The following is a 26,847-nucleotide window of genomic DNA, read 5'->3' as shown; positions in this document are numbered from 1 at the left end:
GGCCATCCGGGTATCCTTACTCCGCGACTCAGGTGCATACCACAAGCTTTGGCAACCACAAGCGGACATTTCGGAATGACCAAACTATCGTGGCGAGACATTTTTGTTGAGGGAGTAGTTCTCGAAGGCATCCCGCTTGCGCAACAATGGCCCCACACGCTTACGGGGCGGTTGAGGCTGATTGGTGCGTCGGCGTTCGGAGACCTATTCTTTGAACGCCTAGGTGGAGGTGTGGAGACGCTGGATGTGCTCGAGGGAGGTGTGCGCAAGGTTGCCTCGTCCACCCAGGAGTTCGCCTCACTGATGAACAATCCGACGTGGCAGGCTGAGTCCTTGCTCACAGATGGCGTAGCTCTCCTATTCGAGCGCGGCGTGCACAGGAACGACGAGCAATTCTTTGCCTTCGCTCCGCACCCCATTCTGGCGGGCAAAATCCTCTGGGATAGGGTCATGCCGATGGACGCCATCGTTTGGCATTCAATTTGTGCTCAGCTACTTGACCGGCCCGTATAAGCACCATGAGCAATGCACTGGAACTAGACGCCGCTACTCATGAAGCCATCAAGACGCTGTGCGCAGAAGGTGACAGACTTGCGCGCGCGAAAAGCCATGAGGCGGCTGTCGCGGAATATAACAAGGCGTGGATGCTGGTTCCAGAGCCGAAAAGCAATTGGCAAGCGTCGACGTGGATTCTTGCCGCAATAGCCGATGCGTGCTTCCTGTCTGGTTACAAGACTTCAGCAAGGGAGGCGCTTGAGTACGCGATGACGTGCCCCGGTGCGATTGGGAACTCCTTCCTGCATCTGCGCCTTGGCCAGGTGCTACTGGACATCGGCGAAGAGGCTGGCGCCGCCGATGAACTTATGCGCGCGTATATGGGCGGCGGGGCTGAAATCTTCTCGTCAGAGGAACCCCACTATTTGGTCTTCTTGGCAACGAAGGCCAAGCTCTGATTCTGGCAGCAGAAACCGTCCAGCATCCTTTGATATTGCCCTCCGTGAACGAAGCTTCTATGCCTCTACATACCTTGTACGCGTACGTTGATGGAGCAGACTTGGGCGAAGTTGCGGAGCCGATTGAGCGGCAGCTTCGGTGGTTTGTTGATGGCGAGACGTGGGCCGGCCCGCCGCCAACCATCGTTAACCAACGCAGGCATGAGTCCACCGTCCGAGCTGGTGACTGCCCGTGTTGGGACTTAGGACTGAACTTGCCGCTGCCCGCCCTTGGAAGGGAATTCCCTGGCTGGTTCCAGGATGTGGAGGTGATTGCGCGTTTCATGGGCCGTCTTCACGCTCTTTTTGGTCGCGATTTTGTCATCGGCGTTAGCGATAACGTGTTGGGCATAGCGGAAGACTTGTACTTCGTTCAATCCGATGTCCCCGACCTTGCAAAGCTACGCAATGCCCTCGGGACTGGTGATGTTTCGTCGCCGTTGTAGTGGGCTCAATGGACTGCTAACGGCCATGAAGAGACGTTCGACGTGAAGACCCGAATCGCTGACAATTGTGGTCAGGAAGATTCTCCGCAGCGACCTGCTATGCGACAGCGCTTATGAGTATTTATCGCCGACACGATGTACATCCTGAGTGGGAGCCGAACCCGTGGGACATGAAGGGAGTGGCTGTTGATGCACAGGAACTGGGATTTCATGAACGCGCTATGAAGCCAATCCCCTGGACGCCAGCTCCTTGGAACGATTTCCCTCCGTCAGGCATCTTTGGTCGCGATCGCAACTGGTTCGTCTCGCATGACATTGCGTTTTATGCGACCTTCGAGGGCGAAGATCTAATCCTGATCCAACATACCTGGCATGGTTTCCCGGACCCTCCCGAATGGGGACTTGCCTCGCGACAGGAAGGTCAGGTCAGCGCTCCGTGGTCCCATTGGGGGCATTTCCCGGATTTGCCAAATGCTTGGGTGATGCCCGCGACGGTGTAGCCTCCGTCGACCGGCCTGCTATGGAAACACACTCCCGGCCGCTTTCGTCGGATCCAAACGACCACTTAGGGTCGGAATCGACCGATAGACTGATGGCCGGCTCCAGCCACAAGTGGTCATTGCGAACATTTTGATTGATTATTCTTTTTTGCTTTTCTACGCCAAATGTTTGGAATGTTCAAAAAACGGCAAGCGCCAACGTCCCCGCCCGAAGACCCTCTCTGCTTGGTTTTCATCCCTGCGCTTGTAACCGTTCTTCTACACGCTGAGAAGGCGCAGGGCAGGCCATTGACTGAGGCTGAAGTCATTGCCATTCGTGACAAAGCGGCTTGCATGGCGATGCCCGCTTCAAAAGCTGCAATGATGGAAGAGAAACGCGGGTACCCGGACATTGTTGCAGAGGCTGTCTGGCCTGAATGGCAATCGGCGCGCCTGCAACTCGGCCAAACATGACCGAGCAACTTAAAAACAATTACTTTCCAACGTCCGCAATGGGTCGAATACCGTCGTCCGCACATAGCAAGAATCGAGCGTGAGGCGACGGTCGCGATTGAGCCTTTGACGTCCGTTGGTGGATCAAGAAAGGGCCTCGGGGACAATACGCTTGTTGGGGGAATTTGTGCTGCTTCGATTGGCGCGGGGGCCGCCGGCAGTGCTGCTCATCGACGCCTCGCAGTACAGATGGCCGGGGCGGCGCCCGGTATCGCTACGTTTTTCAGTGTCGATCAACGTCGATCTATTTGACCATTGACCTGCGCCGTGCAATTCGCACGGTAACCGCTAGAATTACGGTTTTAGCCGCGAATACGTCCATGTCTTTTGCCTCGCTTGGTCTGATCGATCCGTTGCTGCGTAATGTGCAGAACCTCAATTACCAGACGCCTACACCGGTGCAGGCCAAGGCGATTCCGGCTGTGCTCAGTGGCAAGGACGTCATGGCTGCGGCACAGACCGGCACCGGCAAAACGGCGGGTTTTGCGTTGCCGCTGTTGCAGCGGTTGGTGCAATACGGTCCGGCGGTGTCCAGCAACCGCGTGCGTGTTCTGGTGCTGGTGCCCACGCGTGAACTGGCTGAACAATTGCTGCAAAGCTTTATCGCTTACGGCAAAGGCCTCGACTTGCGATTTCTGGCGGCCTACGGCGGCGTAAGTCTCAACCCGCAGATGATGAAGTTGCGCAAAGGGGTGGATGTGCTCGTCGCCACGCCGGGCCGCTTGCTGGATCTCAATCGCCAGAACGCAGTGCAGTTTGATCAAGTGCAAACGCTGGTGCTGGATGAAGCCGACCGCATGCTGGATCTGGGTTTTGCGCGCGAACTCAACGCTGTCTTTGCTGCCTTGCCCGCTCAGCGCCAGACCTTGCTTTTCTCCGCCACGTTTACCGACGATATCCGCGGCATGGCGGCGAACATTCTGCGCAGTCCGATCAATATCAGCGTCAGCCCGCCCAATGCCACGGCCAGCAAGATCAAGCAGTGGGTGGTGACGGTGGATAAAAAGAACAAGCCGGACCTCTTCATGCACCTTGTGGCCGAGAACCACTGGGATCACGCACTGGTGTTCGTCAAAACCCGCAATGGCGTGGATTACCTGGCGGCTATGCTGGATGACGCCGGCTATGCGGTCGACACCATCCACGGCGATAAACCGCAACCCGCACGCCTGCGTGCGCTGGAGCGCTTCAAGAAGGGGGAAGTCCAGATGCTCGTGGCCACCGATGTGGCCGCGCGCGGCCTGGATATCGATGATTTGCCGCTGGTGATCAACGTTGATCTGCCGATCGTTGCGCAAGACTATGTGCACCGCATTGGCCGTACAGGACGCGCGGGCGCCAGCGGCGTGGCGGTGTCCCTCGTGTGTGCCGACGAAGCACCGCAACTGGCCGCGATTGAAGCGCTGATCCGGCAAACGCTGCCCCGCGAAGAAGAGCCAGGTTTTGAAGCGGAACACCGTGTGCCGCAAACCAGCGCGACGGGCCAGATCGTCAAGAAACCCAAAAAGCCCAAGAAGCCCAAAGTGCTACAGGTTGCGACGGGCGCTGCGCAGGTGCCCAGCAAAAACACGCGCAGCAAACCCGGCAGCAAGCCGGCTGCGGGGCCACGCAAACCAACAGGCAAACTCGCTGGTGGCCGCGGCAAACGCCAACCCTGATTTTCGCTTTTGCCGAACAAATCCGAAAAGATTCCGGCGCACGGCACAGAAACGCCAGTGACCACTATTGGGAAAACCAAGAAAAACTGGCGGAGGCGGTGAGATTCGAACTCACGGAAGGGTTACCCCTTCGCTGGTTTTCAAGACCAGTCCATTAAACCACTCTGGCACGCCTCCGAGGCGTTGCGCACGACCGGGTGTCGTGGCAGGGGAGGTCGTCTGGCGCGACGACTTGGGATGCGTGCGGTCCGGGAGAATCGGCGTCGGAACCCCGGCGCAGACCGGTACCGCACGGCAGCCGGCATTATACCCGCTCAACCCGCCATGTGAAGCCTTCAATCCACCCAAATTGCCTCAAATCCCGCCAAAACTCTCACGCTCCTCCCCATCCCCCTTGTTTTGTGCCCGTCTGGCATGCATCATGCCTGAAGACGTACGGTGAACGCTCCTCGCGTTACCGTGCGAGGCCTGACATGATCCGGAGACACCTCATGGATGCCGACACCTCCCGCGACTGCGCCCAAGAGACGTCAAATGACGCCAGCGGCGAGCGCGCGACCGACACCCCGACGGCCAGCGCCTTCTCCTGGCAGATTCCCACGCTGTTCAATATCGGCGTCGACGTTTGCGACAAGTGGGCCGACGGCACCAACCGGCTCGCCCTCATCCACGAAAGCGCCGACGGCTCGCACGTGCGACTCACGTTCGATGTCCTGAAACAACTCTCGAACCAGCTCGCCAACGAGTGGCGCGCCCACGGCGTCAAGGCCGGCGACCGCATCGGCATCTTCCTGCCACAATCGCCCGCCACCCTCGTCGCCCACGTCGCAGCCTACAAGCTCGGCGCCATCGCCGTCCCGCTCTTCACGCTCTTCGGCCCCGAGGCGCTCGCCTATCGCCTGCAAAACTCCGGCGCCGCCGTGCTCGTCACCGACCTCGCCAGCGTCGCGAAGATCGACGACATTCGCGCCGAACTCCCCGATCTTCGCCTCGTATATGTCGTCCACGACGACCTGCCCGAAGCCCATCATCACGTCGCCGACGACCAGGACTGGGGCGTCGCCGAAGACGGTCTGCTCGCGCTCTGGCCCGCCATCGCATCGCGCGATACGCACTTCGAACCCGTCCAGACCCGCGCCGACGCCCCTGCACTCATCATCTATACCTCCGGCACCACCGGCAAACCCAAGGGCGCACTGCATGCGCACCGGGTGCTGCTCGGCCACCTGCCCGGCGTGGAGACATCGCACAACGGCTTTCCGCAAGACGGCGACCTGATCTGGACGCCCGCCGACTGGGCGTGGATCGGCGGACTGCTCGACGTTCTGCTGCCCGCGCTGCATCACGGCGTGCCCGTGCTCTCGCGACGCTTCGAGAAGTTCGACCCGGTCGCCGCCTTCGACCTGATGGCCCGCCACGGCGTGCGCAACACCTTCCTGCCGCCCACCGCGCTCAAGATGCTGCGCACTGTTGCGTCGCCGCGCGAACACTGGCCCCTGCAACTTCGCTCGGTCGCCAGCGGCGGCGAGTCGCTCGGCCCCGAACTGCTGGCCTGGGGACGCGAACACCTCGGCGTCGACATCAATGAGTTCTATGGGCAGACAGAGTGCAATATGGTCGTGTCGTCATGCGCCGCAGAATTTCCGGCGCTGCCCGGCGCCATCGGACGCGCCGTTCGCGGGCATGGCGTGACCATCGTCGACGACGACGGCACGCCGCTCCCGGTCGGCACCGTCGGCAACATCGCCATCGCACGACCCAACCCGGTCATGTTCCTCGGCTACTGGCATAACCCGGAAGCCACGATGGATAAGTATCGCGGCGACTTCCTGCTCACGGGGGACTCGGGATTCGTCGATGCGCAGGGCTACATCACGTTCACCGGGCGCTCGGACGATGTGATTACCAGCGCCGGCTACCGCATCGGCCCCGGACCCATCGAAGACTGCCTGATCCGACACCCGTCGGTGCAGTTCGCCGCCGTCATCGGTGAGCCGGACGAACTCCGCACGGAGATCGTCAAGGCCTTCGTGGTGCTGCGCGAAGGGTATGAACCGTCCGGTGCACTGGCGAAGGAAATCCAGGATTTCGTGAAAAACCGTCTCGCCGCACACGAGTACCCGCGCAAGGTCGTGTTCTTGCCGGAACTGCCGATGACCGTCACCGGCAAGATCATCCGCAAGGCGCTGCGCGAGATGGGCACGGTGCTGGGGTAACGGGGCGGCGCCACGCCGTTACTTCGTGTCGCGCTCGAGAAACATCCCCTGAAGGTCGTTCAGGAAGCGCTGCCCCAACTCGGTCGGCGCGATGCGCTGCGGATCGCCGACGAGCAATCCCTTCTCGACACCGGCCGCCAGTGCCTTCGCAAGCCTCGCCATCGGCAACCCGGTGCGATCGGCGAACAGCTCGCTCCTCACGCCCTCGGTCAGGCGCAAGGCGTTGAGCATGAACTCGAACGGTAAATCGCGTGCGTCGACCTCGTGCTCCTCCTGCACCGCGTTGCCCGCCGCGGCCGCTTCCATGAAGCGCTGCGGATGCTTGTGGCGGATCTGTCGCAGCACCCGGTGCGGAAACGAAATCTTGCTGTGTGCCCCCGCGCCAATGCCGAGATAGTCGCCAAATTCCCAGTAATTCACGTTGTGCTTGGCGCGACGGTGCGGCTGCGCATAGGCGGACACCTCGTAATGTCCATACCCCGCCGACGCGGTGCGCTCGGCGATCCAGTCCTGCATGTCGGCCGCCGTGTCGTCGTCGGGCACGGTGGGCGGATATTTGTGGAACTGCGTGTTCGGCTCGAGCGTGAGGTGGTACAGCGACAAGTGCGGCGGTGCGAACGACAGCGCCGTCTCCACATCCTGCTGACACTGTGCCAAGGTCTGGTTCGGCAACGCGAACATCAGATCGAGATTGAAGTTGTCGAAGTTCGCCTGCGCAATCTCGATGGCGTGACGCGCTTCGTCGCCATCGTGAATGCGTCCGAGCGCCTTCAGATGCTCGCTGTTGAAGCTCTGGATGCCGATCGACAAGCGGTTGATGCCGCTCGCGCGGAAGCTGCGGAACTTGTCCGCCTCGAACGTGCCGGGGTTCGCTTCCATGGTGATTTCGGCGTCGGCGTCGAGCGGCAGCAGGGCGCGCAAATCCGAAAGCAGACGATCCAGGCCGGCGGCCGACAACAGGCTCGGCGTGCCGCCTCCGATGAATACAGTGTGTACGGGACGCCCCCACACGAGCGGCAATGCCTGCTCCAGGTCCTGGCGCAAGGCGTCGAGATAGGCTTGCTCGGGGAACGCTTGCGCGCCGCCGTCGCCACGCCACTCATGCGAGTTGAAATCGCAATACGGACACTTGCGCACGCACCACGGAAAGTGAACGTACAACGACATCGGCGGCAGCGCCGGCAAACTGATCTTGCCGGGCCGCAGGAAGTTCTGCACGGGCAGCTCGGATTGACTCATCGCGTTCACGCCTCCCGGCCCAGCTTTTCCAACAGCGCGCGCAGTGCGCGCGCCCGATGGCTGTGCGCATTCTTCACGGCAGGATCGAGTTCTGCCGCCGTCTGATTCAGGGAGCGGATGAGGAAGTGCGGGTCGTAGCCGAAGCCATGCGCGCCGCGCGGCGTGTCGACAATCTCGCCATCCCAACGTCCTTCGGCAATGATCGGCTGCGGATCTTCAGCGTGACGCACCAGCACGAGCGCGGCGAAGTAGTATGCGTCGCGATAACCGCGGGTGTCGGCGTGCGCGGCGAGTTGCTCGATCAAATGACGATTGTTCGCAGCATCCGATTTCTCGCGCCCGGCACGTGCCGCGTAGCGCGCGGAATACACGCCCGGCGCGCCGCCGAGGATGGGCACGCACAGACCGGAGTCGTCCGCCAGCGCCGGCAGTCCCGTCGCGGCCGACGCGTGGCGGGCCTTCGTCAGGGCGTTTTCGATGAAGGTCACATGAGGCTCGTCCGCTTCGGACACGCCGAGCATCCCCTGCGGCACCAGCGCGATGCCGAGCGGCTCGAACAACGACGCGAACTCGCGCAGCTTGCCTGGGTTGTTCGACGCCAGCACGATCTTCTGCATGGCCATTCTCAAACTCCGAGCGCGCGCTTCTGGGCGTCGATCAACTGACGAATGCCGGCGTCGGCCAGATCGAGCAGCACATTGCTTTGCGCACGCGTGAACGGCGCGCCTTCGGCCGTGCCCTGAATTTCAACGAAACCGCCTTCGCTCGTCATGATGACGTTCATGTCGGTGTCGCATGCGGAATCTTCCACGTAGTTCAGATCGAGCACCGGGGCGCCCTGATACAGCCCGACCGAGACGGCGGCGACGTGCGCGCGAATGGGCGACGCCTGCAGCTTGCCGTCGGCGAGCAGCTTCGAGACCGCATCGTGGGCGGCGACGAAAGCGCCGGTGATCGAGGCGCAACGCGTGCCGCCGTCGGCCTGGATGACGTCGCAATCGATCTGGATCGTGCGCGGGCCAAACGCTTCGAGGTCGAACACGGCGCGCAGCGAGCGGCCGATCAGGCGCTGGATTTCCTGCGTGCGCCCGCTCTGCTTGCCGCGCGCGGCCTCACGATCGCCACGGGTGTGCGTGGCACGCGGCAACATGCCGTACTCGGCCGTCAGCCAACCCTGGCCGGAGTCGCGCAGAAAGCCCGGGACCTTTTCTTCCACGCTGGCGGTGCAGATGACCTTGGTGTCGCCGCATTCGATCAGCACCGAACCTTCGGCGTAGCGGGTGTATTGGCGGGTGATGCGCACGGGGCGCAGTGCGTCGTGCGCACGGCCGTCCGGGCGGGGAATTTGCGTCATGAGTGAATGTCCTGCAAGGTGAATGGGTGCGGCAATACCCGAATGGTATCGCTAAACGCGGCAGGCTTGGCGGCGGCGCCCCGGCAGCGCGCGCCGATTCGGGAGCGCAGTGCCGGAAAATGCGATAATCGCGTTTCATCCATGCATGCGAATCCGGTCGCTGCATCGCCTCGCGAAATCACTGTCACGAGGCTGTGGTACCGGTCACCCCGATGAAAGACAACAACATTTTCAGTATGACCGGCTACGCCAGCGTTACGCGCGACGTTGCGCATGCCGATGGCGCCGCAGGCGCGAGCGTGTCGGTCGAATTGCGCACGGTCAATTCGCGCTTTCTCGATCTGGCATTCCGCATGCCCGAAGAAGCGCGTGCCTGCGAACCGGTGCTGCGCGAAGCGCTCACCGGCAAGCTCTCGCGCGGCAAGGTCGACATCCGTATCAACGTGCAGCGACCCGAGAACGCCACGAACGGTGCCCTCAATCTCGATGCCGTCAAACAACTCGCCGATCTCGAACAGCAAGTGCTCGCGTGTTTTCCCGACGCCGAGCGCATGCGCACCGGCGAGATCCTGCGCTGGCCGGGCGTGCTCGGCGAAGCGTCGGTGACGGCCGATGCGCTGCGTGACGCCGTGATCGACGCCGGACGTGCGGCCATCGGCGACCTCGTCGATGTGCGAAAGCGCGAGGGCGCGCAACTCAAGGCGAGCCTGATCGAGCGCATCGAGTATATGGAGAAGATCCTGACGGGCCTGCAGCCGATGGTGCCGGAGCTGATCGCGCGGCATCAGCAGAAGATCGTCGATCGCCTGATGGAGGCGCTGGGTCTTGTGGTGCCGGACGGAACGAACGCGCCCAGCAAGGACGAAATCGCCGAGCGCATTCGTCAGGAAGTGACAATTTACGGCGTGCGCATCGACGTCGCGGAAGAACTCACGCGACTCGACGCCCACCTGAAGGAAACCCGCCATATCCTCGACAAGGGGGGCCTGGTGGGCAAACGGCTGGACTTCATGATGCAGGAGCTCAATCGCGAAGCGAACACGCTCGGCTCGAAGGCCGCCTCGAAGGAACTCGCCGATGCCTCGATGGCGCTCAAGCTGTACATCGAGCAGATGCGCGAGCAAGTGCAGAATCTGGAGTAAGCCGCATGTCCGCGTCATCGCATATCCCGCAAGCTACCCTGCACGCCGAGTATCCCGGCAATCTGTTCATGGTGGTCGCCCCCTCGGGGGCGGGCAAGTCCACGCTCGTCAACGCGCTGCTCGCGCAGGACGCCGACATTTGTCTGTCGATCTCCAGCACAACGCGCGCGCCGCGTCCGAACGAGGAAGAGGGGGTGCATTACCACTTCATTTCGGTCGAGCAGTTCCAGGCGAGCCGGAAGGCCGGTGAGTTTCTGGAAAGTGCCGAAGTACACGGCAACTACTACGGCACGTCGCGCGTGTGGATCGAAGATCAGATGCGCGAAGGTCGTGACGTATTGCTCGAGATCGACTGGCAGGGGGCGCAACAGGTGCGCAAGCGCTTTTCGAACGCCGTCGGCATCTTTATCCTGCCGCCGTCCATCGCGGCGCTCGAAGAGCGTCTGAAGAAGCGCGGGACCGACGAGCCGAACGTCATCGCGCGTCGTTTGCTGGCGGCCGGCGGCGAAATCGCCCACGCGCCCGAAGCGGATTTCATCATCATCAACGACGAATTCCAGCGCGCGCTCGATCAACTGCAATCGGTGTTCACCGCCGTGCGTCTGCGCTTCGCCTCGCAGTATGCGCGGCACCGAACCTTGTTCACGGATCTGGACATTCACGCACCGAACGATCCCTCGTAACACCCTCGCATTCGCCGGTCGCGCTGGCGTTTTACGCGAGCGTGCCTCGGCTGCGATAGAATACGCCTCATATCAAGAAGGAAACTCCTTATGGCCCGAATTACCGTTGAAGACTGCCTGAAACGAATCCCCAATCGCTTTGAGCTGGCGCTCGCCGCGACATACCGCGCCCGCCAACTGGCGCAAGGCCACACGCCGAAGCTCGAGAACAACAAAGACAAGCCGACCGTCGTCGCGCTGCGCGAAATCGCAGCGGGTCAGGTCGGTGTCGAGATGCTCAAGAAAGTGCCGCTCTGATCGGGAGACTGCACTGATGCGATGTGACGTTCCGGGCCGCTCGACGATGCAGGTACACGTATGAGTCATGCGAAATCACCGGCCGCGTCCATCGCTGCGGATGAACCCAAAGCGGGAGAGCCCAAGCCCGAGCGTAAAAAGAAGAAGGGCGAAAGCGCCACGCGGCAGTACATCGACGCGCTGCTCGAGCAGTCGTATCGGCACCTGTTTGGTCCGACGGCGACGCCTGAGCAGCCGCGCAAGCACGAGGTCGTCTCGATCGCCCGTCTGAAGGGCATGCTTGGGGAGTACCTCAAGGAAAGCGACCTCGCGCAAATCAAGGAAGCCTTCCAGTTCAGCGATGAAGCCCACCTGGGCCAGTATCGCCAGAGCGGACAACCCTACATTACCCATCCCGTCGCCGTTGCCGAGATCTGTGCCGAGTGGAAACTCGACGCGCAGTCGATCATGGCCGCCTTGTTGCACGACGTGATGGAAGACCAGGGCGTGACCAAGGCCGAACTCGCCGAGCGATTCGGCCCGAAGGTCGCGGAACTGGTCGACGGTCTGTCGAAACTCGACAAGATGGAGTTCAGCAGCCGCGAAGAGGCGCAGGCCGAGAGCTTTCGCAAGATGCTGCTGGCGATGGCGCGCGACGTTCGCGTCATTCTCGTCAAGCTCGCGGACCGGCTGCACAACATGCGCACGCTGGGCGTCACCTCGACCGAGAAGCAGCGCCGCGTGGCGCGCGAAACGCTCGACATCTACGCCCCCATCGCGCACCGCCTGGGCCTGAACAATACCTACCGCGAGCTGCAGGATCTGAGCTTCGCGAATTACCACCCGCGTCGCTACGCCGTGCTCGACAAGGCCGTGAAGGCCGCGCGCGGCAACCGGCGCGAAGTGGTCGGCAAGATCCTCGACGCGGTCGAGAAGGCGCTCACGGAAGGTGGGGTGAGTGCCGACGTCTTCGGCCGCGAGAAAACGCTCTTCAGCATCTACAACAAGATGCAGGAGAAGCAACTGTCGTTCTCGCAGGTGCTCGACGTGTACGGCTTCCGTGTCGTCGTCGAGTCCAACGCGCAGTGTTACCTCGCGCTCGGCGTCTTGCACGCGCTCTACAAGCCGGTGCCGGGCAAGTTCAAGGACTACATTGCGATCCCGAAGGTCAACGGCTATCAGTCGTTGCATACGACGCTGGTCGGCCCCTTCGGTACGCCGATCGAATTCCAGATTCGCACGCGCCGCATGCATGAAATTGCGGAAGCGGGCGTGGCCGCGCACTGGCTATACAAGAACGGCGGTGCGGACATGAACGATGTGCAGAAGCACGCGCATCAGTGGCTGCAATCGCTGCTCGACATCCAGAGCGAGACCGGGGATTCGACTGAATTCCTCGAACACGTCAAGATTGACCTGTTCCCGGACGCCGTCTACGTCTTCACGCCCAAGGCACGCATCATGGCGCTGCCGCGCGGTGCCACGGCGCTCGACTTCGCCTATTCGGTCCACAGCGACCTGGGCAACCAGTGTGTCGCCGTCAAGATCAACAATGAACTGCTGCCGCTGCGCACCGAGCTGAAGAACGGCGATATCGTGGAAGTCATCACAGCGCCGTATTCGAAGCCGAACCCTGTCTGGCTCGGCTTTGTGCGCACCGGCAAGGCGCGCTCGGCGATTCGTCACTACCTCAAGACGATGCGCTTTGCCGAGTCGGTGCAACTGGGCGAGCGGCTGGTGGAGCAGGCGCTCAAGGGCTATGGCCTGACGATGAGCGAAATTCCGCCAGAGATCTGGGACAAGCTCGCGCAGTGGACGGGCAACAAGGATCAAGAGGACATCTTCGCGGACATCGGTCTGGGCCGCCGGGTCGCGGCGGTCATGGCCAAGCGCCTCGCAGTGCTCTCGTCGGGCAAGGAAAGCGAGAACGATACCGATAGCCCGGACGATTCGGATTCTCCGCGTACCGGCGAAGAGACGGTCGGGCCGCCGGTGCTCATCACCGGCACGGAGGGCATGTCGGTGCAGTTCTCGGCGTGCTGCCGCCCGATTCCCGGCGACGCGATCATGGGGTATATCGGCATCGGGATGGGCATGGCGATCCATACGACCGATTGCCCTGTCGCGCGCCGTATTCACCGCAAGGACCCCACCCGCTGGATCGACGTGGCGTGGGCGCCGCAGCCGGGGCGACTGTTCGACGTGGGCATCAAGGTGCTCGTGCGTCACAACCGCGGCGTATTCTCGCGGGTGGCGGCCGACATTACGGCCTCGGACGCAAACATCGTGCACATCGGCATGGACGAAGTGGTGCCGGACGAATCGGCCACGCTGCGCTTTCTCATCCAGGTGAGCGACCGCGTGCATCTGGCCAACGTCATGCGCCGCGTTCGCGTGAATCCGGATGTGATGCGCGTGGCGCGCGAGCGACCCAGCGAGCGCCATCAGGATGAGTTGCACGCCAATCAAGCCATGCGCATCGCCCGCGAGCGCGGCGACTACTGACGCGCCGGCCGGCGCCCCTGTCTGAAGGTGGCGTCGGCACCGCTCGCTCCAATCCCCTGATTCGCTAACCCTCCGACGGCGGATAGCGCACGTCCAGGATCTCGATCTGTTCGAGTCCGGCCGGCGTGCGCAGCGGCACCGTGTCACCGACCTTCGCCTTGGTGATCGCGCGCGCCATCGGCGAAATCCAGCTCACATGCCCCCGGTCGAGATCGACCTCGTCGATGCCGACGATCATGATCGTGTGCTCGTCGCCCTTGCCGTCGGCATAGGTCACCTGGGCCCCGAAAAACACCTGATCGACATTCTCCTGACGGCGAGTGTCGACCACCTCGGCGTTGTCGAGGCGTCGTGTGAGAAAGCGGATGCGCCGGTCGATCTCGCGCAAGCGCCGCTTGCCATAGATGTAATCGCCGTTCTCCGAGCGATCGCCATTGGACGCCGCCCACGACACGATTTTCACGACCTCGGGGCGTTGCGTGTCGATGAGGTCGAGCAATTCTTCCTTCAACCGACGATAGCCCGTCGGCGTAATGTAGTTCTTGGTCCCCGCGGGAATTTCCGGGGTGCCGGCGTCGAGATCGTCATCGTCGTCGCCGTTGTCTTCCTTGACGAAGGCCTTGTTCATAAGTCGATACACGCGACGCGCGCGTGCGTAGAGCGTTTCAGGATCCCTGCATTATAGGAGCGATGGGGGCTGGGCATGCACGCAGACGTCATGTGCTGCTCGGCCATCATGCTCAGGTGTCATGGAGTGTGCAGGGAATGTCCTCTACAATCGCTTCACATTCGCCCCATCGTCCATCCGAACGCATCCGAACGCAGGAGAGCCGCACCATGTCCGAATCCACGAGTCCCTTCCTCGCCGTGCTCAAGCCGCATCTGAGCGACATCGGCGCCTTCACTGTGCAGCGCAGTCTGCCCAGCCTGCCGTTCAAGACCGTCGGGCCGTTCATCTTCTTCGACCACATGGGCCCGGCCACGTTGTCGCCGGGGCAGGGCATGGACGTTCGCCCGCATCCGCACATCGGGCTGGCGACCGTCACCTATCTGTTCGATGGCGAAATCTGGCATCGCGACAGTCTCGGCAGCGATCAGCGCATCACGCCCGGTGCGGTGAACTGGATGACGGCCGGACGTGGCATCGTCCATTCGGAACGCACCCCGCATGACGTGCGCGAGCGCGGCGGCGACGTGCATGGCATTCAGACGTGGGTGGCGCTGCCCCAGGCCGACGAGGAGACCGAGCCGACGTTTGCCCATCACGAGGCGTCGTCGCTGCCCGACATCTTCCTGCCCGGCGTGCATATGCGCCTGATTCTCGGCGAGGCGTTTGGCGAGACGGCGCCGGTGAAGGTGTTTTCGCCGATCTTCTATCTGGCCGTCGATATGGCACCGTGCGCAGCATTCGTGCTGCCGCCCGAGTACGCGGAGCGCGCCGTCTATACCGTGCAGGGCGAGGTGACGGTAAACGACGAGGTGCTGCCGGAACACCGCATGGGCGTGCTCGCGCCGGACGCTGACATGCGCATCGTGGCGGGCGATAAGCCAGCGCGGTTGATGCTGCTGGGCGGCGCACCGCTCGACGGCGATCGCTTCATCTTCTGGAACTTTGTATCGTCGAGCCGCGAGCGCATCGAACAGGCCAAGGCTGACTGGACGGCCCAGAAGATGGGCACCGTGTCCGGTGAGACGGAGTGGATTCCGCTGCCGGAGCGCAAGCCGTCGGCGAGTTGAGCCTCATTTGAGGCGGCGCGCCGCCGGCGACCGAAACCATCGGACGGCGGCGTTTTGCTTTCGGCGGCTCAGGCTAACGGGCGATATCGCATTGTTCACGCCCCTCAGGCCCCTCAGGCCCCTCACGCCCGTCACGCACTGAGCACGATGACCGAGCATCGGCGGTCTTCGAGCAGTCGGTGGGAGACGGCGCCGAAGTTGAGGCGGTCACCGAAGCGCGGCTGCACCCCGAGCACCAGCAGATTGTGTTTGCCGTGTTGGATCTGGTGCAGCACGGCTTCGTCGACCTTGCCACCGGCGAGCAGACGGGTGCGCAGCTTCACGCCGTTGCGCTTGGCCAGCGCGTGCAGGTTCTCCATCATTGCGGTTTCGGCGGCGTCGGGTCGCAGCACGCGCGGGCGCCAGCGTCGGTGCAGCATGCCGGGCGCGACCCGCGCGCTGACGTGCAGCGCCGTGACGCTCGCGTTCGCCGCGCGTGCGAGTGTGATCGCGAGCTCGGCCGCGTGCCGCGAATAGTCGGTGCCGGATACGGGCACGAGAATGCTCAGCGGCGCGTCGGGCTGGCGGGCATGCGCGCCGTGAGCCAGCACGATGCCGATGGCGCCATCGAACGCTTTGGTAAGCGGCAGCACGCCGGTGGGCAAGGGCAGCGGCGGGACGTCGGAATCCGACTCCTCGCCCGGAACATCGAAGCCGGCAATCACGAAGCCGTAGCCCTTGGCGATTTCGTCGGAGATGCGATTGGCCTCGTGGCTGCGGTCGGGCTGCTGCGCTTCGTGCTCGCGCGCCGCGTCCGACGGATCGCTGGCGACGAAATCGCCGGCCTCGGTCGCGTTGCTCACGCGCCTGTCGTCGTGGGCTTCGCCCACCGGTTCGTGCTTCAGGGTGTCAGGGTTCGACGCGTCTGCCGCCGACGCCTGACTCGCGCGCTCCTTGACGGGGCCGTGCGGCAAATCCGGCGTCTTCCGCGGGGCCTTGCCGGTGCGCTCGCATAGCACCAGGCGCGACGCCTCGCGCGCCTTATCGGCACCCGAATCGTCCTCGACGCCCGGCGTGCCCGGGGCGCGTGGCGCCGCCAGGGTGGCAGCCGCGAGCGCGATCTCGTAGGCGTCGCGCCCGTCGCTTTCGCCGTCGCCTGCATCTGCATTCGCACCGGCTCCACGCCGAGCCTTGTCGGTGCTCGCGCGCTGGTTTGTGGCCTCGGAGGACTCGCTGTCGTCACGCGCCTTTGCGTCGTTGTCCGTCGGGGCCGGCGAGGGCGCGAGCACGGTCGTCAACGTGCCACGCACACCCGCCGTCAGTCCTGCGATCCACGCGGCGAAGCGCCCATTGGCGCTGCCATCGACCGCGACCAGAATCCGTTCGACGTTCGGCAGAAAGTCCTTTTCTTCGGCCGCCTCCTTCTCGAGCCGGGCCTTTTCCTGCGCCGAGAGCGGAATGCGTACGAGGGCTCGCCGCAGCACGGGCGGCATGATGAGCGTGGTGATCAGCGCCATGATGACGATCATCGTGAACAGATCCTGGCTGAGCACGCCGAGCGAGAGCCCGATACTCGCCACAATAATCTCGGTGGAGCCGCGTGCGTTCATGCCGGTCGCGAGCGCCAGCGCTTCGGCCGACGACATGCCGCCCGCGCGGGCACCGATGAAGCCGCCGGTGAATTTACCCACGCTCGCCATCAGAATCAATCCGGCGACCAGGCCGAGCATGCGCCAGTCGAGCAGGATCGTGAGATCCACGGACAGGCCGGCCACGCCGAAAAACACGGGCGCGAAGAGCGCGACGATCAACCCGCGCAACTGTGCCTCGATCTGTTCGGTGAGAATCGGCGATTGCCCGATCATGACGCCGGCCATGAACGCGCCCAGCGCGGTATGCACACCAAGCCTGTCGGTGGCGAGCGCCATCACGAACGTGATGACGAGAATCGCGCTGAGGGCGGGCATCTCCGCGGTGAAGCGGTCGTTGGTCCAGCGAATTGCGACCGCCACGGCACGTTTGCCCACGGTGAAGCACAGCACGATGAACAGCAACGTGCCGCCCAGGCTGATCGACAGCTGTCCGAGATCGATCGAACCGCTCGCTCCCAGGCCGGCGATCGCGGCGATGATGATCCAGCCCGTGGTGTCGTCGAGAATGGCGGCCGCGAGGATGATCTGGCCGATGTTGCGGCGCAGATAGTCGACTTCGCGAATGACCATTGCCACGACTTTGACGGACGAGATCGATAGCGCCGTGCCGAGGAAGAGGGCGGTGACCAGTCTGGCCTCGGGATGCGGCAGCAGACTGTCGGGCAGATGCCAGCCGAGCGCGAAACCGCAGGCGAAAGGGATCACCATGCCGCCGGCCGACGCGAAGATCGCCATGCGCTTCATGCGGCGAACGAGCCCCAGATCGGTTTCCAGCCCGGTGGACAGCAGCAGGAGCAGCACGCCCAGTTCGGCGACCGCGTCGAGCATCTTTTTCTGCGCGTCGATATCGGGGAAGACGGCGTGCTGCCAGGCCGGCATCAGTGCGCCGAAGACAGACGGCCCGAGCAGCACGCCGGCCAGCAACTGCCCCATGACCGCCGGCTGGCGCAGGCGCTGCATCACCTCGCCGAGCAAACGGCCGACAAGAACCAGGAGGAGCAGTTGTGTGAAGAAAATTGCCGTGCCATGCCCTGCGTGCATGTGCCTCCCAGCATGTCGTTCGACAGGCGGCGCGCCGCGCGGCCAGGTCGGGAACCCGGGGCGCTCGAGCGCGTCCGTAACGATTGGCCCAGTTTTGCGATTACCATGCTTACCATGCATCTCGCCGACGGCCGTACTCGTTGAGTGACGGCCGCCGTCCACGCAATTTACCACGCTCGATAGAACCTATGATCGATACCCATCTCGCCAGTTTCGATACCGATGTGCTGGCCGTCTCGCATCAAGTGCCGGTGCTCGCCGATTTCTGGGCGCCGTGGTGCGGCCCCTGTAACGTGCTGGGGCCATTGCTCGAAAAGCTCGAAGCCGAAGCGCAGGGGCGTATTCGTCTCGTGAAGATCAACGCGGACGAGAACGCGCAGCTTTGCGCGGAATATGGCGTGCGCAGCCTGCCGACGGTGGTCGCGTTTGTGGACGGCGAGCCGGTCGACCATTTCGTGGGTGCCTTGCCCGAGGGGAAGTTGCGCGCGTTCATCGACGGGATCGTGCCGAATCCGGCGGAGATGGCGCGCCGCGCGGCGCGCGAAGCGTTGATGGCGGGCACGCCCGAAGTCGCGCGCGACGCATTGCAGGCCGCATTGGCGCTGGACCCGGCGCACGACGAGGTGCGTCTCGATCTGGTCGACGTGCTGCTCGGCATGGACGAGGTTGACCGCGCCCGGGCGGAACTGGCGCTGCTGTCGCCTCGCACGGCAGCCAGTGGCGACGCTCGCATTGCCGCGTTGAACACACGAATTGCCGCGGCCGAGCAGGCGAGTCATCTGCCGCCCGCGCAGGCGCTGCTTGCGCGCGTGCAAGCGGATCCCGACAATCTGCAGGCGAAGCTCGACCTGGCCAACCGCTACCTGGCGGATCGTGCGTACGAACCGGCATTGCAGACGCTGCTGGAGATCGTGCAGCGCGACCGCAGGTTTGGCGACGACGCTGCACGCAAGTCGATGCTGGCCATCTTCGACGCGCTCTCCGAGACGGATCCACCGACGGTGGCCGCGTGGCGACGCAAGCTGAGCGCGGCGCTCAATTGAGCCCACTTTGTCGACTTTTTTCTCTACACGCTGATGAAAGCTCCCTCTTTGATTACGTTCGCGCCGGCTCAGGCCGGTGAAGCCGTCTTCGACCATCCCGCGCAGGCGCGCCGCGTGCGCGGCAATCCGCAACGCGTGACGCGGCCGTTCTACACGGATGCGCTCGGCGAGTTCGATTGCGGCGAATGGACCTGCGAACCCGGTGCATGGCGGATTGCGTTTGGTCCGCATCGTCAGGAATATTTTTCGGTGATCGAGGGACGCATTCGCATCAGTGACCTCGACGGCAACGCGTCGGAATTCGGTCCAGGGGATGCCTGCGTGATTCCGGCGGGATTCGAGGGGGTGTTCGAGGTCGTGGAACCGGTGCGCAAGCACTTCGTGATGTTCGAGCGCAAGGCACAAGCATGACGCGCCTCGTTTTCTTCTGCGGTCACGCTGGGGCGGGCAAGACGACGCTGGCCAAGCGCCTGATCGGCCCGTTGATCGCGCGCAGCGGCGAAGCGTTCTGCCTGCTCGATAAGGACACGCTTTACGGTGCTTACAGTGCTTCGGTGATGGGGGCGTTGACGGGCAATCCGAACGACCGCGACAGTCCGGTGTATTTGCAGACGTTGCGCGACCCGGAGTACGCGGGACTGCTGGACACGGCGCGCGAAAATCTGCGCCTCGGCGTGAATGTGCTGGTGGTCGGGCCGTTCTCTCGCGAGTTGCGCGAAGGGCGGTTGTTCGATCGCGCGTGGCTCGGGGTCGATGACGACGTGGGCATACATGTGGTCTGGGTCGAACTCGACGAGGCCAATGCGAAGGCGCGCATCGTGAGCCGAGGCAATCCGAACGACGCCTATAAGCTCGCGCACTGGGACGATTACCGACTTCGCCGGTTCTCGCCGTCCGTCGAGGCATTTCCGCAACTGGTGCGATACGACAATACCGCACCGACGGCGGACGACGACGAACGTTTGCTACAAACGTTGCTGGCGCCGACGCGCTGATCGTCGATATCGTTCCTAGGGAATTGTCCGAAAAGTGGTTTGCGGCAGGCGGATCGATGCGCGGCGTTGCTAAGGTACGGACACTTTTCTCTCTGTCCCCGCGTCGACCATGTTCCTGCCTCCTTGTCGGTTGTCATCGTCTGCGGCCCGTGTCGCAAGCATTCTGCACTCATTCCTGCATCGATTCCTGCATCGCGGACTGACGGCGGCCGTCGGGCTGGCGCTCGTCATCCCGGCGGCGGCCCCCGCGGGCGCGCCGCCAGTGCCCGGGCTGCCGCGGGTGAGCGCGGCGGCGCTCCCGTTGTCGGTGGCGGACTTGGTTGCGGCGTCGGGCGACGGCACCGCTTCGCTCGCCACAATTTCCGAAGCGTCCCCGACGATGGCGCGCATTCGCGAGCGCGGACGCATCGTGCTGGGCTATCGGCAAACTGCGGTCCCGTTTTCGTATGTCGACGCGAAGGACCGGCCGATGGGGCTGGCGTGGGCGCTGTGCCAACGCGTTGTGCAAGCGTTGCAACGCGAGATGGCGCTGCCCGAGTTGCGCAGTACCCCCGTGCGCGTGATCGAGCAGATGCGCGCGCCGCTGATCAAGGGCGATGCCATCGACATCGATTGCGCACCGTCGACAGTGACGGTGGCGCGCGAACGACAGGTGGCCTTCAGCCTGCCGTACTACGCCGCTCGCGTGCGCCTCATGGTTCGGCATGGCGCCGGGATTCAGTCGATCAACGATATGCGAGGGCTGCGGCTCGCCGTGGTGCAGGGCACGACCGCCGAACGGCTGGTGCGCGCTCGACATGCGCGGGCAGGCTTCCAGCTTCTGATGGCGCGCGACTACGACGACGCGTTTCGCATGTTGCGGGAACACCGTGCGCAAGCGCTGGCGCTCGACGACGTGCTGCTCGAAGGCCTGCGCGCCACGAGCCGGTCGCCAGACGCGTTCCGAATCGTTGGCCCACCGCTGGCGACGCAACCCGAGTACTACGCACTTGCGCTGCCCAAGGACGATCCGGCGTTCAAGGCGCGCGTCGACGCCGCCCTCGCCGACATCTTCGGCAGCGGCGACATACGCCAACTCCAACGCGACTCCTTTCAGACCGCCGTGCCGCCTTTCGGACATAAACTCAACGTCGTTCCATCGCCCGACGTGCTCGCGCTTTGGGACGCCGGGGCGCGTTACCGGGCAACCGCCGATAGCAAGGCCAATGCGTACGGCAACGCCCCGGAACACGACGCGGCCGCCAAGTCTTCCACCCGAAACCGTTGATTGGGGCAGTCGCTCCCGCCCCCGCCCCCGCCTTCCAGACACGATATCGTGCCCCCACGACGGACCGGAGCCCCTTTCCGCCTCTCAGACACAAACCCAACGCGCAGCAGAAAGCGGCCCCGGTCCGTCTCGTCCCATCCGTTCGCCCGCCATAAGCTAATGACAAACGCTTCTTTGCGCCCGACCGCCCATTTCTGTAAATTGCTATCGTGCTGCTAATTTGATAGGAATTTGCTGTGAACAGTCTCAAGGACGTTAGTTGGAAGCGCGCTGCAAAGCGCGTCGCAATCGGTCTCGCCGTGTGGTCGTCCACACAAGCCGGCGTCTCCATGGCGGTCGCCGCCCCTGCCAAGGCCGCCCCCACCGTTGTCCCGCTGCCCACCGTGCACGGCGATCTGACCGGTACCCTCAAGAAAATCCGCGACACTGGCGTCATTACCCTCGGCTACCGCGAAGCGGCCATCCCCTTCGCCTACGTCAATGACAAGGGCAAGCCCATCGGCTACACGATGGATCTCTGCTATGCCGTCGTCGACGCCGTGAAGACCGCCCTCGATCTGCCGAACCTGCGTGTGCGCGAAATGTCCATCACGCCCCAGAACCGAATTGCGCTGGTCAAGAACGGGACGGTCGACCTGGACTGCGCGCCGAACACCATCACGCCGGAACGTGCCGAACAAGTCGGCTTCAGCAACCCGTACTACGTCTCGGAAGTGCGGCTGCTCGTGAACAGGAAGGACAACATTCGCGGTCTGGACGACCTCAAGGGGCAGAATCTGGTCGCATCCGCCGGCTCGACGGGCGAGCGCCTGGCCCGCACGCAGGCCGACAAAGGCGGATTCCGCGTGATTCCCGCCCGCGATCACGGCGAGTCGATGTTGACGCTGGAAACTGGACGCGCCAAGGCGTTCGCGCTGGACGACGTGCTTCTCGCCGGTCTGCGTGCCAACGCCCGCCAGCCGGGCGACTTCGAGATCGTCGGCGCCCCGCTGGAAACGGAACTCAACGCGCTGATGCTCCGCCGCGACGATCCGCAATTCAAACACTTCGTCGATACGACCCTTGCCCACGTATTCAGCTCGGGCGACATTCGCCGCATTCAACGCAAATGGTTCCAGCAACCGATCCCGCCGCGCAACGTCAATCTGAACCTGGAGCCGAGCAAGGAAGTGATCGAGGTCTGGCACAAAGGAATGCAGGTCACCGAGTAAGGCCCGACTGAGGCGCGAACGACGGAAGGTGTCGTTGCGCCCCCACCCAACGGGAAGCCCGCCGATAGCGATATCGGCGGGTTTTTTTGCGTTGATGCCCCCCGTTTTTACGCGTTGTTTACACCCCCTTTATCCCTTTTGTCCCCGTCTTTACGCGTCGATCCGTATCTTTCAGGACACGGCTGGCAGGCGCATGCGAGGGCGCGTCGCGTCCGTGGCGTGCCGGCCGCCACACGATAGGGAGTTGTCATGGACTGGGTATATCTCGGCGTGCTCGCGGTGTTCGTCGCCACGACCGTCGGTTTTGTCGCGTTCTGCGCGTCGGTAGGAGGACAGCAATGACCGCCATGTATTGGTTGAGCGGCGGGCTCACGCTCGCGCTGCTCGCTTATCTCGTCTACGCGCTGTTCAAGCCGGAGGATCTGGCATGACACTCAACGCCTGGATCCAGCTCGGCGTTTTCCTCGTCGTGCTGCTGGTGCTGTCGCGCCCGCTCGGCCGCTTCATGGCCGACGTGCTCGCCGGCGAATCTCGCGTGAACCGCTGGTTCGCGCCTCTGGAACGTGGGCTCTACCGCCTGTGCGGCATCGATGCCGAAAAGGAAATGCACTGGCGCGCGTACGCAATCGCCCTCGTCGGCTTCAACGCGCTCGGTGCCCTGGCGGTCTACGCCCTGCAACGCTGGCAAGTCTGGCTGCCGTTCAACCCGCAAGGGTTCGGTGCCGTAACCCCGGACTCGTCGATGAATACGGCGGTGAGCTTTGTGTCCAATACCAATTGGCAAGGCTACAGCGGTGAGTCGACCATGAGCTATCTCACGCAGATGCTCGGTCTGGCGGTGCAGAACTTCATGTCGGCCGCCACCGGGATTGCCGTGGTGGTCGCCCTCATTCGCGGCTTTGCCCGTCACACGGCGCAGACGATCGGCAACTTCTGGGTCGATATGACCCGCATCACGCTCTATCTTCTGGTGCCGCTTTCGATCGTGCTCGCAGCCGCGTTCATGAGCCAAGGCGTGATTCAGAACTTCAGCGCGTATCAGGATGTGACGACGCTGCAAGCCACGCATTACGACAATCCGGTGCTCGGCCCGGACGGTCAACCGAAGCTCGACGCTGCCGGCAAGCCGGTGACGACGCCCGCGGTGACGCAGACGCAAACGTTACCGATGGGGCCGGTCGCCTCGCAGGAAGCGATCAAGATGCTCGGCACGAACGGTGGCGGCTTCTTCAACGCGAATTCGGCGCATCCGTTCGAGAACCCGACGCCGCTGTCGAATTTCCTGCAGATCCTGGCGATCTTCCTGATCCCGGCCGCACTTTGCCATATGTTCGGACGCATGGTCGGCGATCGTCGCCAGGGAATGGCGCTGCTCGCCGCGATGACGATTGCGTTCTCGATTGCCGCCGTGGCCACGGTCTCGGCCGAGCAGGCCGGCAATCCAGTGCTGACGACGCTCGGTGTCGATCAGCAAGCGAGCACCACGCAGGCAGGCGGCAATATGGAAGGCAAGGAGACGCGCTTCGGTATCGCGGCCTCGGGCATTTTCGCCACGGTGACGACGGCCGCTTCGTGCGGTGCCGTCAACGCGATGCACGATTCGCTCACGCCGTTGGGCGGACTGGTGCCGATGCTGCTGATGCAGTTGGGCGAGGTGATCTTCGGTGGCGTGGGCTCGGGCCTCTACGGCATGCTCGTCTTCGCCATGCTCGCGGTGTTCGTCGCCGGGCTGATGATCGGACGCACCCCAGAGTACCTCGGCAAGAAGATCGAAGCGTTCGAGATGAAGATGGTCGCCGTGGCCGTGCTCATGACGCCGCTGCTGGTGCTGCTGGGCACCGCCCTCGCGGTCCTCGTGCCGGCAGGGCAGGCGGGCGTGGCGAATCCGGCGACGCATGGCTTCTCGGAACTTCTCTACGCCTACAGTTCGGCCGCGAACAATAACGGCAGCGCCTTTGCCGGGCTGTCGGCCAACACGCCGTTCTATAACAGCACGCTGGCGATCGCGATGTGGTTCGGCCGCTTCTGGGTGATCGTGCCGGTGCTGGCCATTGCCGGTGCTCTCGCCCGCAAGAAGCGCATTGCCGCGACCTCGGGCACGTTGCCCACGCATGGTCCGCTGTTCGTCGTGCTGCTGCTCGGCACGGTGCTGTTGGTGGGCGCGCTCACTTATATGCCAGCGCTTGCACTCGGTCCGGTCGCCGAACATCTGACGATGATCGGTGCGCATTGATTATTGAAATGAGGCATTCGAGGCACTCATGAATCAACCCTCAGGAAATACTGTCACCCGGCCGGTGGGCAAGGCGCATACGTCGACATCGCTGTCGATGTTCGACCCCGCCATCGTCAAGCCGGCCATTGTCGATTCGTTTCGCAAGCTGCATCCGCTCACGCAGGCCCGGAATCCGGTGATGTTCGTGGTGTACGTGGGCAGCCTGCTCACGACGGTGCTTTTCGGCATGGCCGTAGCGGGCCACGCCGAGGCGAGCGCGCCGTTCATTCTTGCCATCGCGCTGTGGCTGTGGTTCACGGTCTTGTTCGCGAACTTTGCCGAAGCGCTGGCGGAAGGCCGCAGCAAGGCGCAGGCCGCGTCGCTGCGTCAGGCCAAGAAGAACGTGCCGGCCAAGCAATTGCGGGCCGCCCGGCGCGATGCGGAGTGTCTGGTGATCGATAGTGCCAGCCTGCGTCGCGGCGATTTCGTGCTCGTCGAGGCCGGTGATGTGGTGCCGGCCGACGGTGAAGTGGTGGAAGGCGTGGCGTCGGTCGACGAATCGGCCATCACCGGCGAATCCGCCCCCGTGATCCGCGAATCCGGCGGCGATTTCTCGGCCGTCACCGGCGGCACGCGCGTGCTCTCCGACTGGCTGGTCATGCGCGTGACGGTCAACCCGGGCGAGGCATTCCTCGACCGTATGATCGCCATGGTGGAAGGCGCAAAGCGGCAGAAGACACCGAACGAAATCGCGCTCACGATTCTGCTCGTCGCGCTCACGCTGGTGCTGTTGCTCGCCACGGCCACGCTGCTGCCGTATTCGATCTTCAGTGTGTTCGTCACGCAAGCGGGGCATCCGGTCACCATTACGGTGCTGGTCGCGTTGCTGGTGTGCCTGATCCCGACGACGATCGGCGGGCTGCTCTCGGCCATCGGTGTGGCCGGCATGAGCCGCATGATGCAAGCGAACGTGATCGCCACGTCGGGCCGTGCCGTGGAAGCCGCGGGCGACGTCGATGTGCTGCTGCTCGACAAGACCGGCACGATCACGCTGGGCAACCGTCAGGCATCGCAATTCGTGCCGGCCCCGGGCGTGGACGAGCGCACGTTGGCCGACGCCGCGCAACTTGCCTCGCTGGCTGACGAAACGCCGGAAGGGCGCAGTATCGCCGTGCTCGCCAAGCAGCGTTTCAATTTGCGCGAGCGCGAGATGGGCAGTCTGCACGCGCTGTTCATCCCGTTCTCGGCGCAGACGCGCATGAGCGGGGTGGATCTGACGGACAAGCAGATCCGCAAGGGGGCAGCCGACGCGCTCAAGCGCTACGTGGAATCGGCTGGCGGGGTATGGCCGACGGCACTGGCCAGCGCCGTCGACGAGATCGCGCGTCGCGGCAGCACGCCGCTGGTGGTGGCCGAGCAGGATGCGCTCGGGACCCGCGCGCTGGGCGTGATCGAACTGAAGGACGTCGTCAAGGGCGGCATCAAGGAACGTTTCGCCGAACTGCGCCAGATGGGCATCACGACGCTGATGGTCACGGGCGACAACCGCTTGACGGCGGCGGCCATTGCGGCCGAAGCCGGGGTCGACGACTTCCTTGCCGAAGCCACGCCGGAAGCGAAGCTCGCGACGATTCGCAAGTATCAGGCCGAAGGCAAGCTGGTGGCGATGACGGGCGACGGCACGAACGATGCCCCGGCGCTCGCCCAGGCGGATGTGGCCGTGGCGATGAACTCGGGGACGCAAGCCGCGAAGGAAGCGGGCAACATGGTCGACCTGGATTCGAACCCGACCAAGTTGATCGAGATCGTCGAGATCGGCAAGCAGATGCTGATGACGCGCGGCAGTCTCACGACATTCTCGATCGCCAACGACGTGGCGAAGTACTTCGCGATCATTCCCGCGGCATTTGCCACGACGTATCCGCAACTCGATGCGCTCAACGTGATGCGTCTGGCGAGTCCGTCGTCGGCGATCCTGTCTGCCGTGATCTTCAACGCGCTGATCATCGTGGTGCTGATTCCGCTGGCGCTCAAGGGCGTGAAGTATCGCCCGGTCGGGGCCGCGACGCTGCTGCGCCGCAACCTCCTGATCTACGGCCTGGGCGGGATCCTGGTGCCGTTCGTGGGCATCAAGGTCATCGACCTGATCATCGCCGCGATGGGCTGGGCCTGATCGCGCGGGGCCCGAACGCCATGGCCGGCCG

Annotated in this window: 25 protein-coding genes and 1 tRNA gene; 20 read left to right on the top strand and 6 right to left on the bottom strand. The window is 63.6% G+C overall.

Annotated features, from left to right (window positions below; all coding sequences use genetic code 11):
* Positions 1-75: 75 nt before the first annotated feature.
* The 6 genes from PEP31012_RS10290 (at position 76) to PEP31012_RS10265 (ending at position 4,088) form a co-directional block, all read left to right on the top strand.
* Positions 76-513 (top strand): hypothetical protein, encoded by a 438-nt coding sequence (locus PEP31012_RS10290; RefSeq protein ID WP_150589234.1) that lies wholly within the window; start codon positions 76-78, stop codon positions 511-513.
* A 5-nt stretch (positions 514-518) separates the two neighbouring features.
* Positions 519-953, top strand: a complete 435-nt coding sequence (locus PEP31012_RS10285; protein WP_150589233.1) for a tetratricopeptide repeat protein — start codon at positions 519-521, stop codon at positions 951-953.
* Between the two features lie 254 nt (positions 954-1,207).
* Positions 1,208-1,438, top strand: coding sequence for a hypothetical protein (locus PEP31012_RS10280; protein ID WP_150589232.1), 231 nt, complete (start codon positions 1,208-1,210; stop codon positions 1,436-1,438).
* A gap of 113 nt (positions 1,439-1,551) precedes the next feature.
* Positions 1,552-1,938, top strand: a complete 387-nt coding sequence (locus PEP31012_RS10275; protein ID WP_150589231.1) for a hypothetical protein — start codon at positions 1,552-1,554, stop codon at positions 1,936-1,938.
* Between the two features lie 225 nt (positions 1,939-2,163).
* Positions 2,164-2,391, top strand: a complete 228-nt coding sequence (locus tag PEP31012_RS10270) for a hypothetical protein (RefSeq protein ID WP_246171225.1) — start codon at positions 2,164-2,166, stop codon at positions 2,389-2,391.
* 359 nt (positions 2,392-2,750) lie between these two features.
* Positions 2,751-4,088, top strand: coding sequence for a DEAD/DEAH box helicase (locus PEP31012_RS10265; protein ID WP_150589229.1), 1,338 nt, complete (start codon positions 2,751-2,753; stop codon positions 4,086-4,088).
* An 87-nt stretch (positions 4,089-4,175) separates the two neighbouring features.
* Here PEP31012_RS10265 and PEP31012_RS10260 read toward each other — a convergent pair.
* Positions 4,176-4,265, bottom strand: a tRNA-Ser gene (locus PEP31012_RS10260).
* A gap of 314 nt (positions 4,266-4,579) precedes the next feature.
* Here PEP31012_RS10260 and PEP31012_RS10255 point away from each other — a divergent pair.
* Positions 4,580-6,304, top strand: a complete 1,725-nt coding sequence (locus PEP31012_RS10255) for an acyl-CoA synthetase (RefSeq protein ID WP_150589228.1) — start codon at positions 4,580-4,582, stop codon at positions 6,302-6,304.
* An 18-nt stretch (positions 6,305-6,322) separates the two neighbouring features.
* Here PEP31012_RS10255 and hemW read toward each other — a convergent pair whose 3' ends face one another.
* The 3 genes from hemW to rph are packed head-to-tail and all read right to left on the bottom strand — an operon-like array spanning position 6,323 to position 8,897.
* Positions 6,323-7,543 (bottom strand): radical SAM family heme chaperone HemW, encoded by a 1,221-nt coding sequence (gene hemW, locus PEP31012_RS10250; RefSeq protein ID WP_150589227.1) that lies wholly within the window; start codon positions 7,541-7,543, stop codon positions 6,323-6,325.
* Positions 7,544-7,548: 5 nt separating this feature from the next.
* The gene (rdgB, locus tag PEP31012_RS10245) at positions 7,549-8,166 is read right to left on the bottom strand and encodes an RdgB/HAM1 family non-canonical purine NTP pyrophosphatase (protein WP_150589226.1); all 618 of its coding nucleotides are present in this window, start codon (positions 8,164-8,166) and stop codon (positions 7,549-7,551) included.
* A 2-nt stretch (positions 8,167-8,168) separates the two neighbouring features.
* Positions 8,169-8,897: a ribonuclease PH gene (gene rph / locus PEP31012_RS10240; RefSeq protein ID WP_150589225.1), complete on the bottom strand. Its 729-nt coding sequence runs from the start codon at positions 8,895-8,897 to the stop codon at positions 8,169-8,171.
* A 212-nt stretch (positions 8,898-9,109) separates the two neighbouring features.
* Here rph and PEP31012_RS10235 point away from each other — a divergent pair, with 212 nt between their 5' ends.
* From PEP31012_RS10235 to PEP31012_RS10220, 4 genes are all read left to right on the top strand, one after another.
* Positions 9,110-10,039 (top strand): YicC/YloC family endoribonuclease, encoded by a 930-nt coding sequence (locus PEP31012_RS10235; protein WP_174978186.1) that lies wholly within the window; start codon positions 9,110-9,112, stop codon positions 10,037-10,039.
* Between the two features lie 5 nt (positions 10,040-10,044).
* Complete coding sequence (gmk, locus tag PEP31012_RS10230) at positions 10,045-10,722, top strand: guanylate kinase (RefSeq protein ID WP_150589224.1); 678 nt, start codon at positions 10,045-10,047, stop codon at positions 10,720-10,722.
* Between the two features lie 90 nt (positions 10,723-10,812).
* On the top strand, positions 10,813-11,019 hold the full coding sequence (rpoZ, locus tag PEP31012_RS10225; RefSeq protein WP_017233499.1) for a DNA-directed RNA polymerase subunit omega: 207 nt from the start codon (positions 10,813-10,815) through the stop codon (positions 11,017-11,019).
* A 60-nt stretch (positions 11,020-11,079) separates the two neighbouring features.
* Positions 11,080-13,503 (top strand): RelA/SpoT family protein, encoded by a 2,424-nt coding sequence (locus tag PEP31012_RS10220; protein ID WP_150589223.1) that lies wholly within the window; start codon positions 11,080-11,082, stop codon positions 13,501-13,503.
* A 64-nt stretch (positions 13,504-13,567) separates the two neighbouring features.
* Here PEP31012_RS10220 and greB read toward each other — a convergent pair whose 3' ends face one another.
* Positions 13,568-14,131, bottom strand: a complete 564-nt coding sequence (greB, locus tag PEP31012_RS10215) for a transcription elongation factor GreB (RefSeq protein ID WP_150589222.1) — start codon at positions 14,129-14,131, stop codon at positions 13,568-13,570.
* 209 nt (positions 14,132-14,340) lie between these two features.
* Here greB and PEP31012_RS10210 point away from each other — a divergent pair, with 209 nt between their 5' ends.
* Positions 14,341-15,240, top strand: coding sequence for a pirin family protein (locus PEP31012_RS10210; protein WP_150589221.1), 900 nt, complete (start codon positions 14,341-14,343; stop codon positions 15,238-15,240).
* Between the two features lie 131 nt (positions 15,241-15,371).
* Here PEP31012_RS10210 and PEP31012_RS23625 read toward each other — a convergent pair whose 3' ends face one another.
* On the bottom strand, positions 15,372-17,912 hold the full coding sequence (locus tag PEP31012_RS23625) for a cation:proton antiporter domain-containing protein (protein WP_174978185.1): 2,541 nt from the start codon (positions 17,910-17,912) through the stop codon (positions 15,372-15,374).
* A gap of 191 nt (positions 17,913-18,103) precedes the next feature.
* On the opposite strand from PEP31012_RS23625, the gene trxA reads away from it, so the two are divergent.
* From trxA to kdpB, 8 genes are all read left to right on the top strand, one after another.
* Positions 18,104-18,955 carry a thioredoxin gene (gene trxA, locus PEP31012_RS10200; RefSeq protein ID WP_150589324.1) on the top strand — a complete coding sequence of 284 codons (852 nt, stop codon included), beginning with the start codon at positions 18,104-18,106 and terminating at the stop codon, positions 18,953-18,955.
* 33 nt (positions 18,956-18,988) lie between these two features.
* Complete coding sequence (locus PEP31012_RS10195) at positions 18,989-19,366, top strand: cupin domain-containing protein (protein ID WP_150589220.1); 378 nt, start codon at positions 18,989-18,991, stop codon at positions 19,364-19,366.
* The gene (locus tag PEP31012_RS10190; protein WP_150589219.1) at positions 19,363-19,950 is read left to right on the top strand and encodes a P-loop nucleotide/nucleoside kinase family protein; all 588 of its coding nucleotides are present in this window, start codon (positions 19,363-19,365) and stop codon (positions 19,948-19,950) included. The genes PEP31012_RS10195 and PEP31012_RS10190 overlap by 4 nt, the downstream gene beginning before the upstream one ends.
* Positions 19,951-20,059: 109 nt before the next feature.
* A complete protein-coding gene (locus tag PEP31012_RS10185) occupies positions 20,060-21,217 on the top strand; it encodes an amino acid ABC transporter substrate-binding protein (protein WP_150589218.1) in 1,158 nt (385 codons plus the stop codon).
* Between the two features lie 329 nt (positions 21,218-21,546).
* Complete coding sequence (locus PEP31012_RS10180) at positions 21,547-22,428, top strand: amino acid ABC transporter substrate-binding protein (protein WP_150589217.1); 882 nt, start codon at positions 21,547-21,549, stop codon at positions 22,426-22,428.
* Positions 22,429-22,766: 338 nt separating this feature from the next.
* Complete coding sequence (gene kdpF / locus PEP31012_RS10175) at positions 22,767-22,859, top strand: K(+)-transporting ATPase subunit F (protein ID WP_063389843.1); 93 nt, start codon at positions 22,767-22,769, stop codon at positions 22,857-22,859.
* Positions 22,856-24,661 (top strand): potassium-transporting ATPase subunit KdpA, encoded by a 1,806-nt coding sequence (kdpA, locus tag PEP31012_RS10170; RefSeq protein ID WP_150589216.1) that lies wholly within the window; start codon positions 22,856-22,858, stop codon positions 24,659-24,661. Before kdpF ends, kdpA begins: the two co-directional genes overlap by 4 nt.
* Before the next feature lie 28 nt (positions 24,662-24,689).
* Positions 24,690-26,816, top strand: coding sequence for a potassium-transporting ATPase subunit KdpB (gene kdpB, locus PEP31012_RS10165; protein ID WP_150589215.1), 2,127 nt, complete (start codon positions 24,690-24,692; stop codon positions 26,814-26,816).
* Positions 26,817-26,847 lie beyond the last annotated feature (31 nt).

Origin of the sequence: Pandoraea eparura (assembly GCF_902459725.1) — a bacterium.
GTDB lineage: Bacteria > Pseudomonadota > Gammaproteobacteria > Burkholderiales > Burkholderiaceae > Pandoraea > Pandoraea eparura.
This window is presented reverse-complemented; position numbering and strand designations above follow the sequence as displayed.

Bases quoted from the DNA above. Each gene is read 5' to 3' on its own strand.
- PEP31012_RS10265 (WP_150589229.1), top strand. From the start codon at position 2,751: ATGTCTTTTGCCTCGCTTGGTCTGATCGATCCGTTGCTGCGTAATGTG.
- PEP31012_RS10255 (WP_150589228.1), top strand. From the start codon at position 4,580: ATGGATGCCGACACCTCCCGCGACTGCGCCCAAGAGACGTCAAATGAC.
- PEP31012_RS10285 (WP_150589233.1), top strand. From the start codon at position 519: ATGAGCAATGCACTGGAACTAGACGCCGCTACTCATGAAGCCATCAAG.
- rpoZ (WP_017233499.1), top strand. From the start codon at position 10,813: ATGGCCCGAATTACCGTTGAAGACTGCCTGAAACGAATCCCCAATCGC.
- kdpF (WP_063389843.1), top strand. From the start codon at position 22,767: ATGACCGCCATGTATTGGTTGAGCGGCGGGCTCACGCTCGCGCTGCTC.
- hemW (WP_150589227.1), bottom strand. From the start codon at position 7,543: ATGAGTCAATCCGAGCTGCCCGTGCAGAACTTCCTGCGGCCCGGCAAG.
- rdgB (WP_150589226.1), bottom strand. From the start codon at position 8,166: ATGGCCATGCAGAAGATCGTGCTGGCGTCGAACAACCCAGGCAAGCTG.
- PEP31012_RS10290 (WP_150589234.1), top strand. From the start codon at position 76: ATGACCAAACTATCGTGGCGAGACATTTTTGTTGAGGGAGTAGTTCTC.
- PEP31012_RS10185 (WP_150589218.1), top strand. From the start codon at position 20,060: ATGTTCCTGCCTCCTTGTCGGTTGTCATCGTCTGCGGCCCGTGTCGCA.
- PEP31012_RS23625 (WP_174978185.1), bottom strand. From the start codon at position 17,912: ATGCACGCAGGGCATGGCACGGCAATTTTCTTCACACAACTGCTCCTC.
- PEP31012_RS10210 (WP_150589221.1), top strand. From the start codon at position 14,341: ATGTCCGAATCCACGAGTCCCTTCCTCGCCGTGCTCAAGCCGCATCTG.
- PEP31012_RS10235 (WP_174978186.1), top strand. From the start codon at position 9,110: ATGAAAGACAACAACATTTTCAGTATGACCGGCTACGCCAGCGTTACG.
- PEP31012_RS10220 (WP_150589223.1), top strand. From the start codon at position 11,080: ATGAGTCATGCGAAATCACCGGCCGCGTCCATCGCTGCGGATGAACCC.
- kdpA (WP_150589216.1), top strand. From the start codon at position 22,856: ATGACACTCAACGCCTGGATCCAGCTCGGCGTTTTCCTCGTCGTGCTG.
- rph (WP_150589225.1), bottom strand. From the start codon at position 8,897: ATGACGCAAATTCCCCGCCCGGACGGCCGTGCGCACGACGCACTGCGC.
- greB (WP_150589222.1), bottom strand. From the start codon at position 14,131: ATGAACAAGGCCTTCGTCAAGGAAGACAACGGCGACGACGATGACGAT.
- kdpB (WP_150589215.1), top strand. From the start codon at position 24,690: ATGAATCAACCCTCAGGAAATACTGTCACCCGGCCGGTGGGCAAGGCG.
- gmk (WP_150589224.1), top strand. From the start codon at position 10,045: ATGTCCGCGTCATCGCATATCCCGCAAGCTACCCTGCACGCCGAGTAT.
- PEP31012_RS10195 (WP_150589220.1), top strand. From the start codon at position 18,989: ATGAAAGCTCCCTCTTTGATTACGTTCGCGCCGGCTCAGGCCGGTGAA.
- PEP31012_RS10275 (WP_150589231.1), top strand. From the start codon at position 1,552: ATGAGTATTTATCGCCGACACGATGTACATCCTGAGTGGGAGCCGAAC.
- PEP31012_RS10190 (WP_150589219.1), top strand. From the start codon at position 19,363: ATGACGCGCCTCGTTTTCTTCTGCGGTCACGCTGGGGCGGGCAAGACG.
- PEP31012_RS10180 (WP_150589217.1), top strand. From the start codon at position 21,547: ATGGCGGTCGCCGCCCCTGCCAAGGCCGCCCCCACCGTTGTCCCGCTG.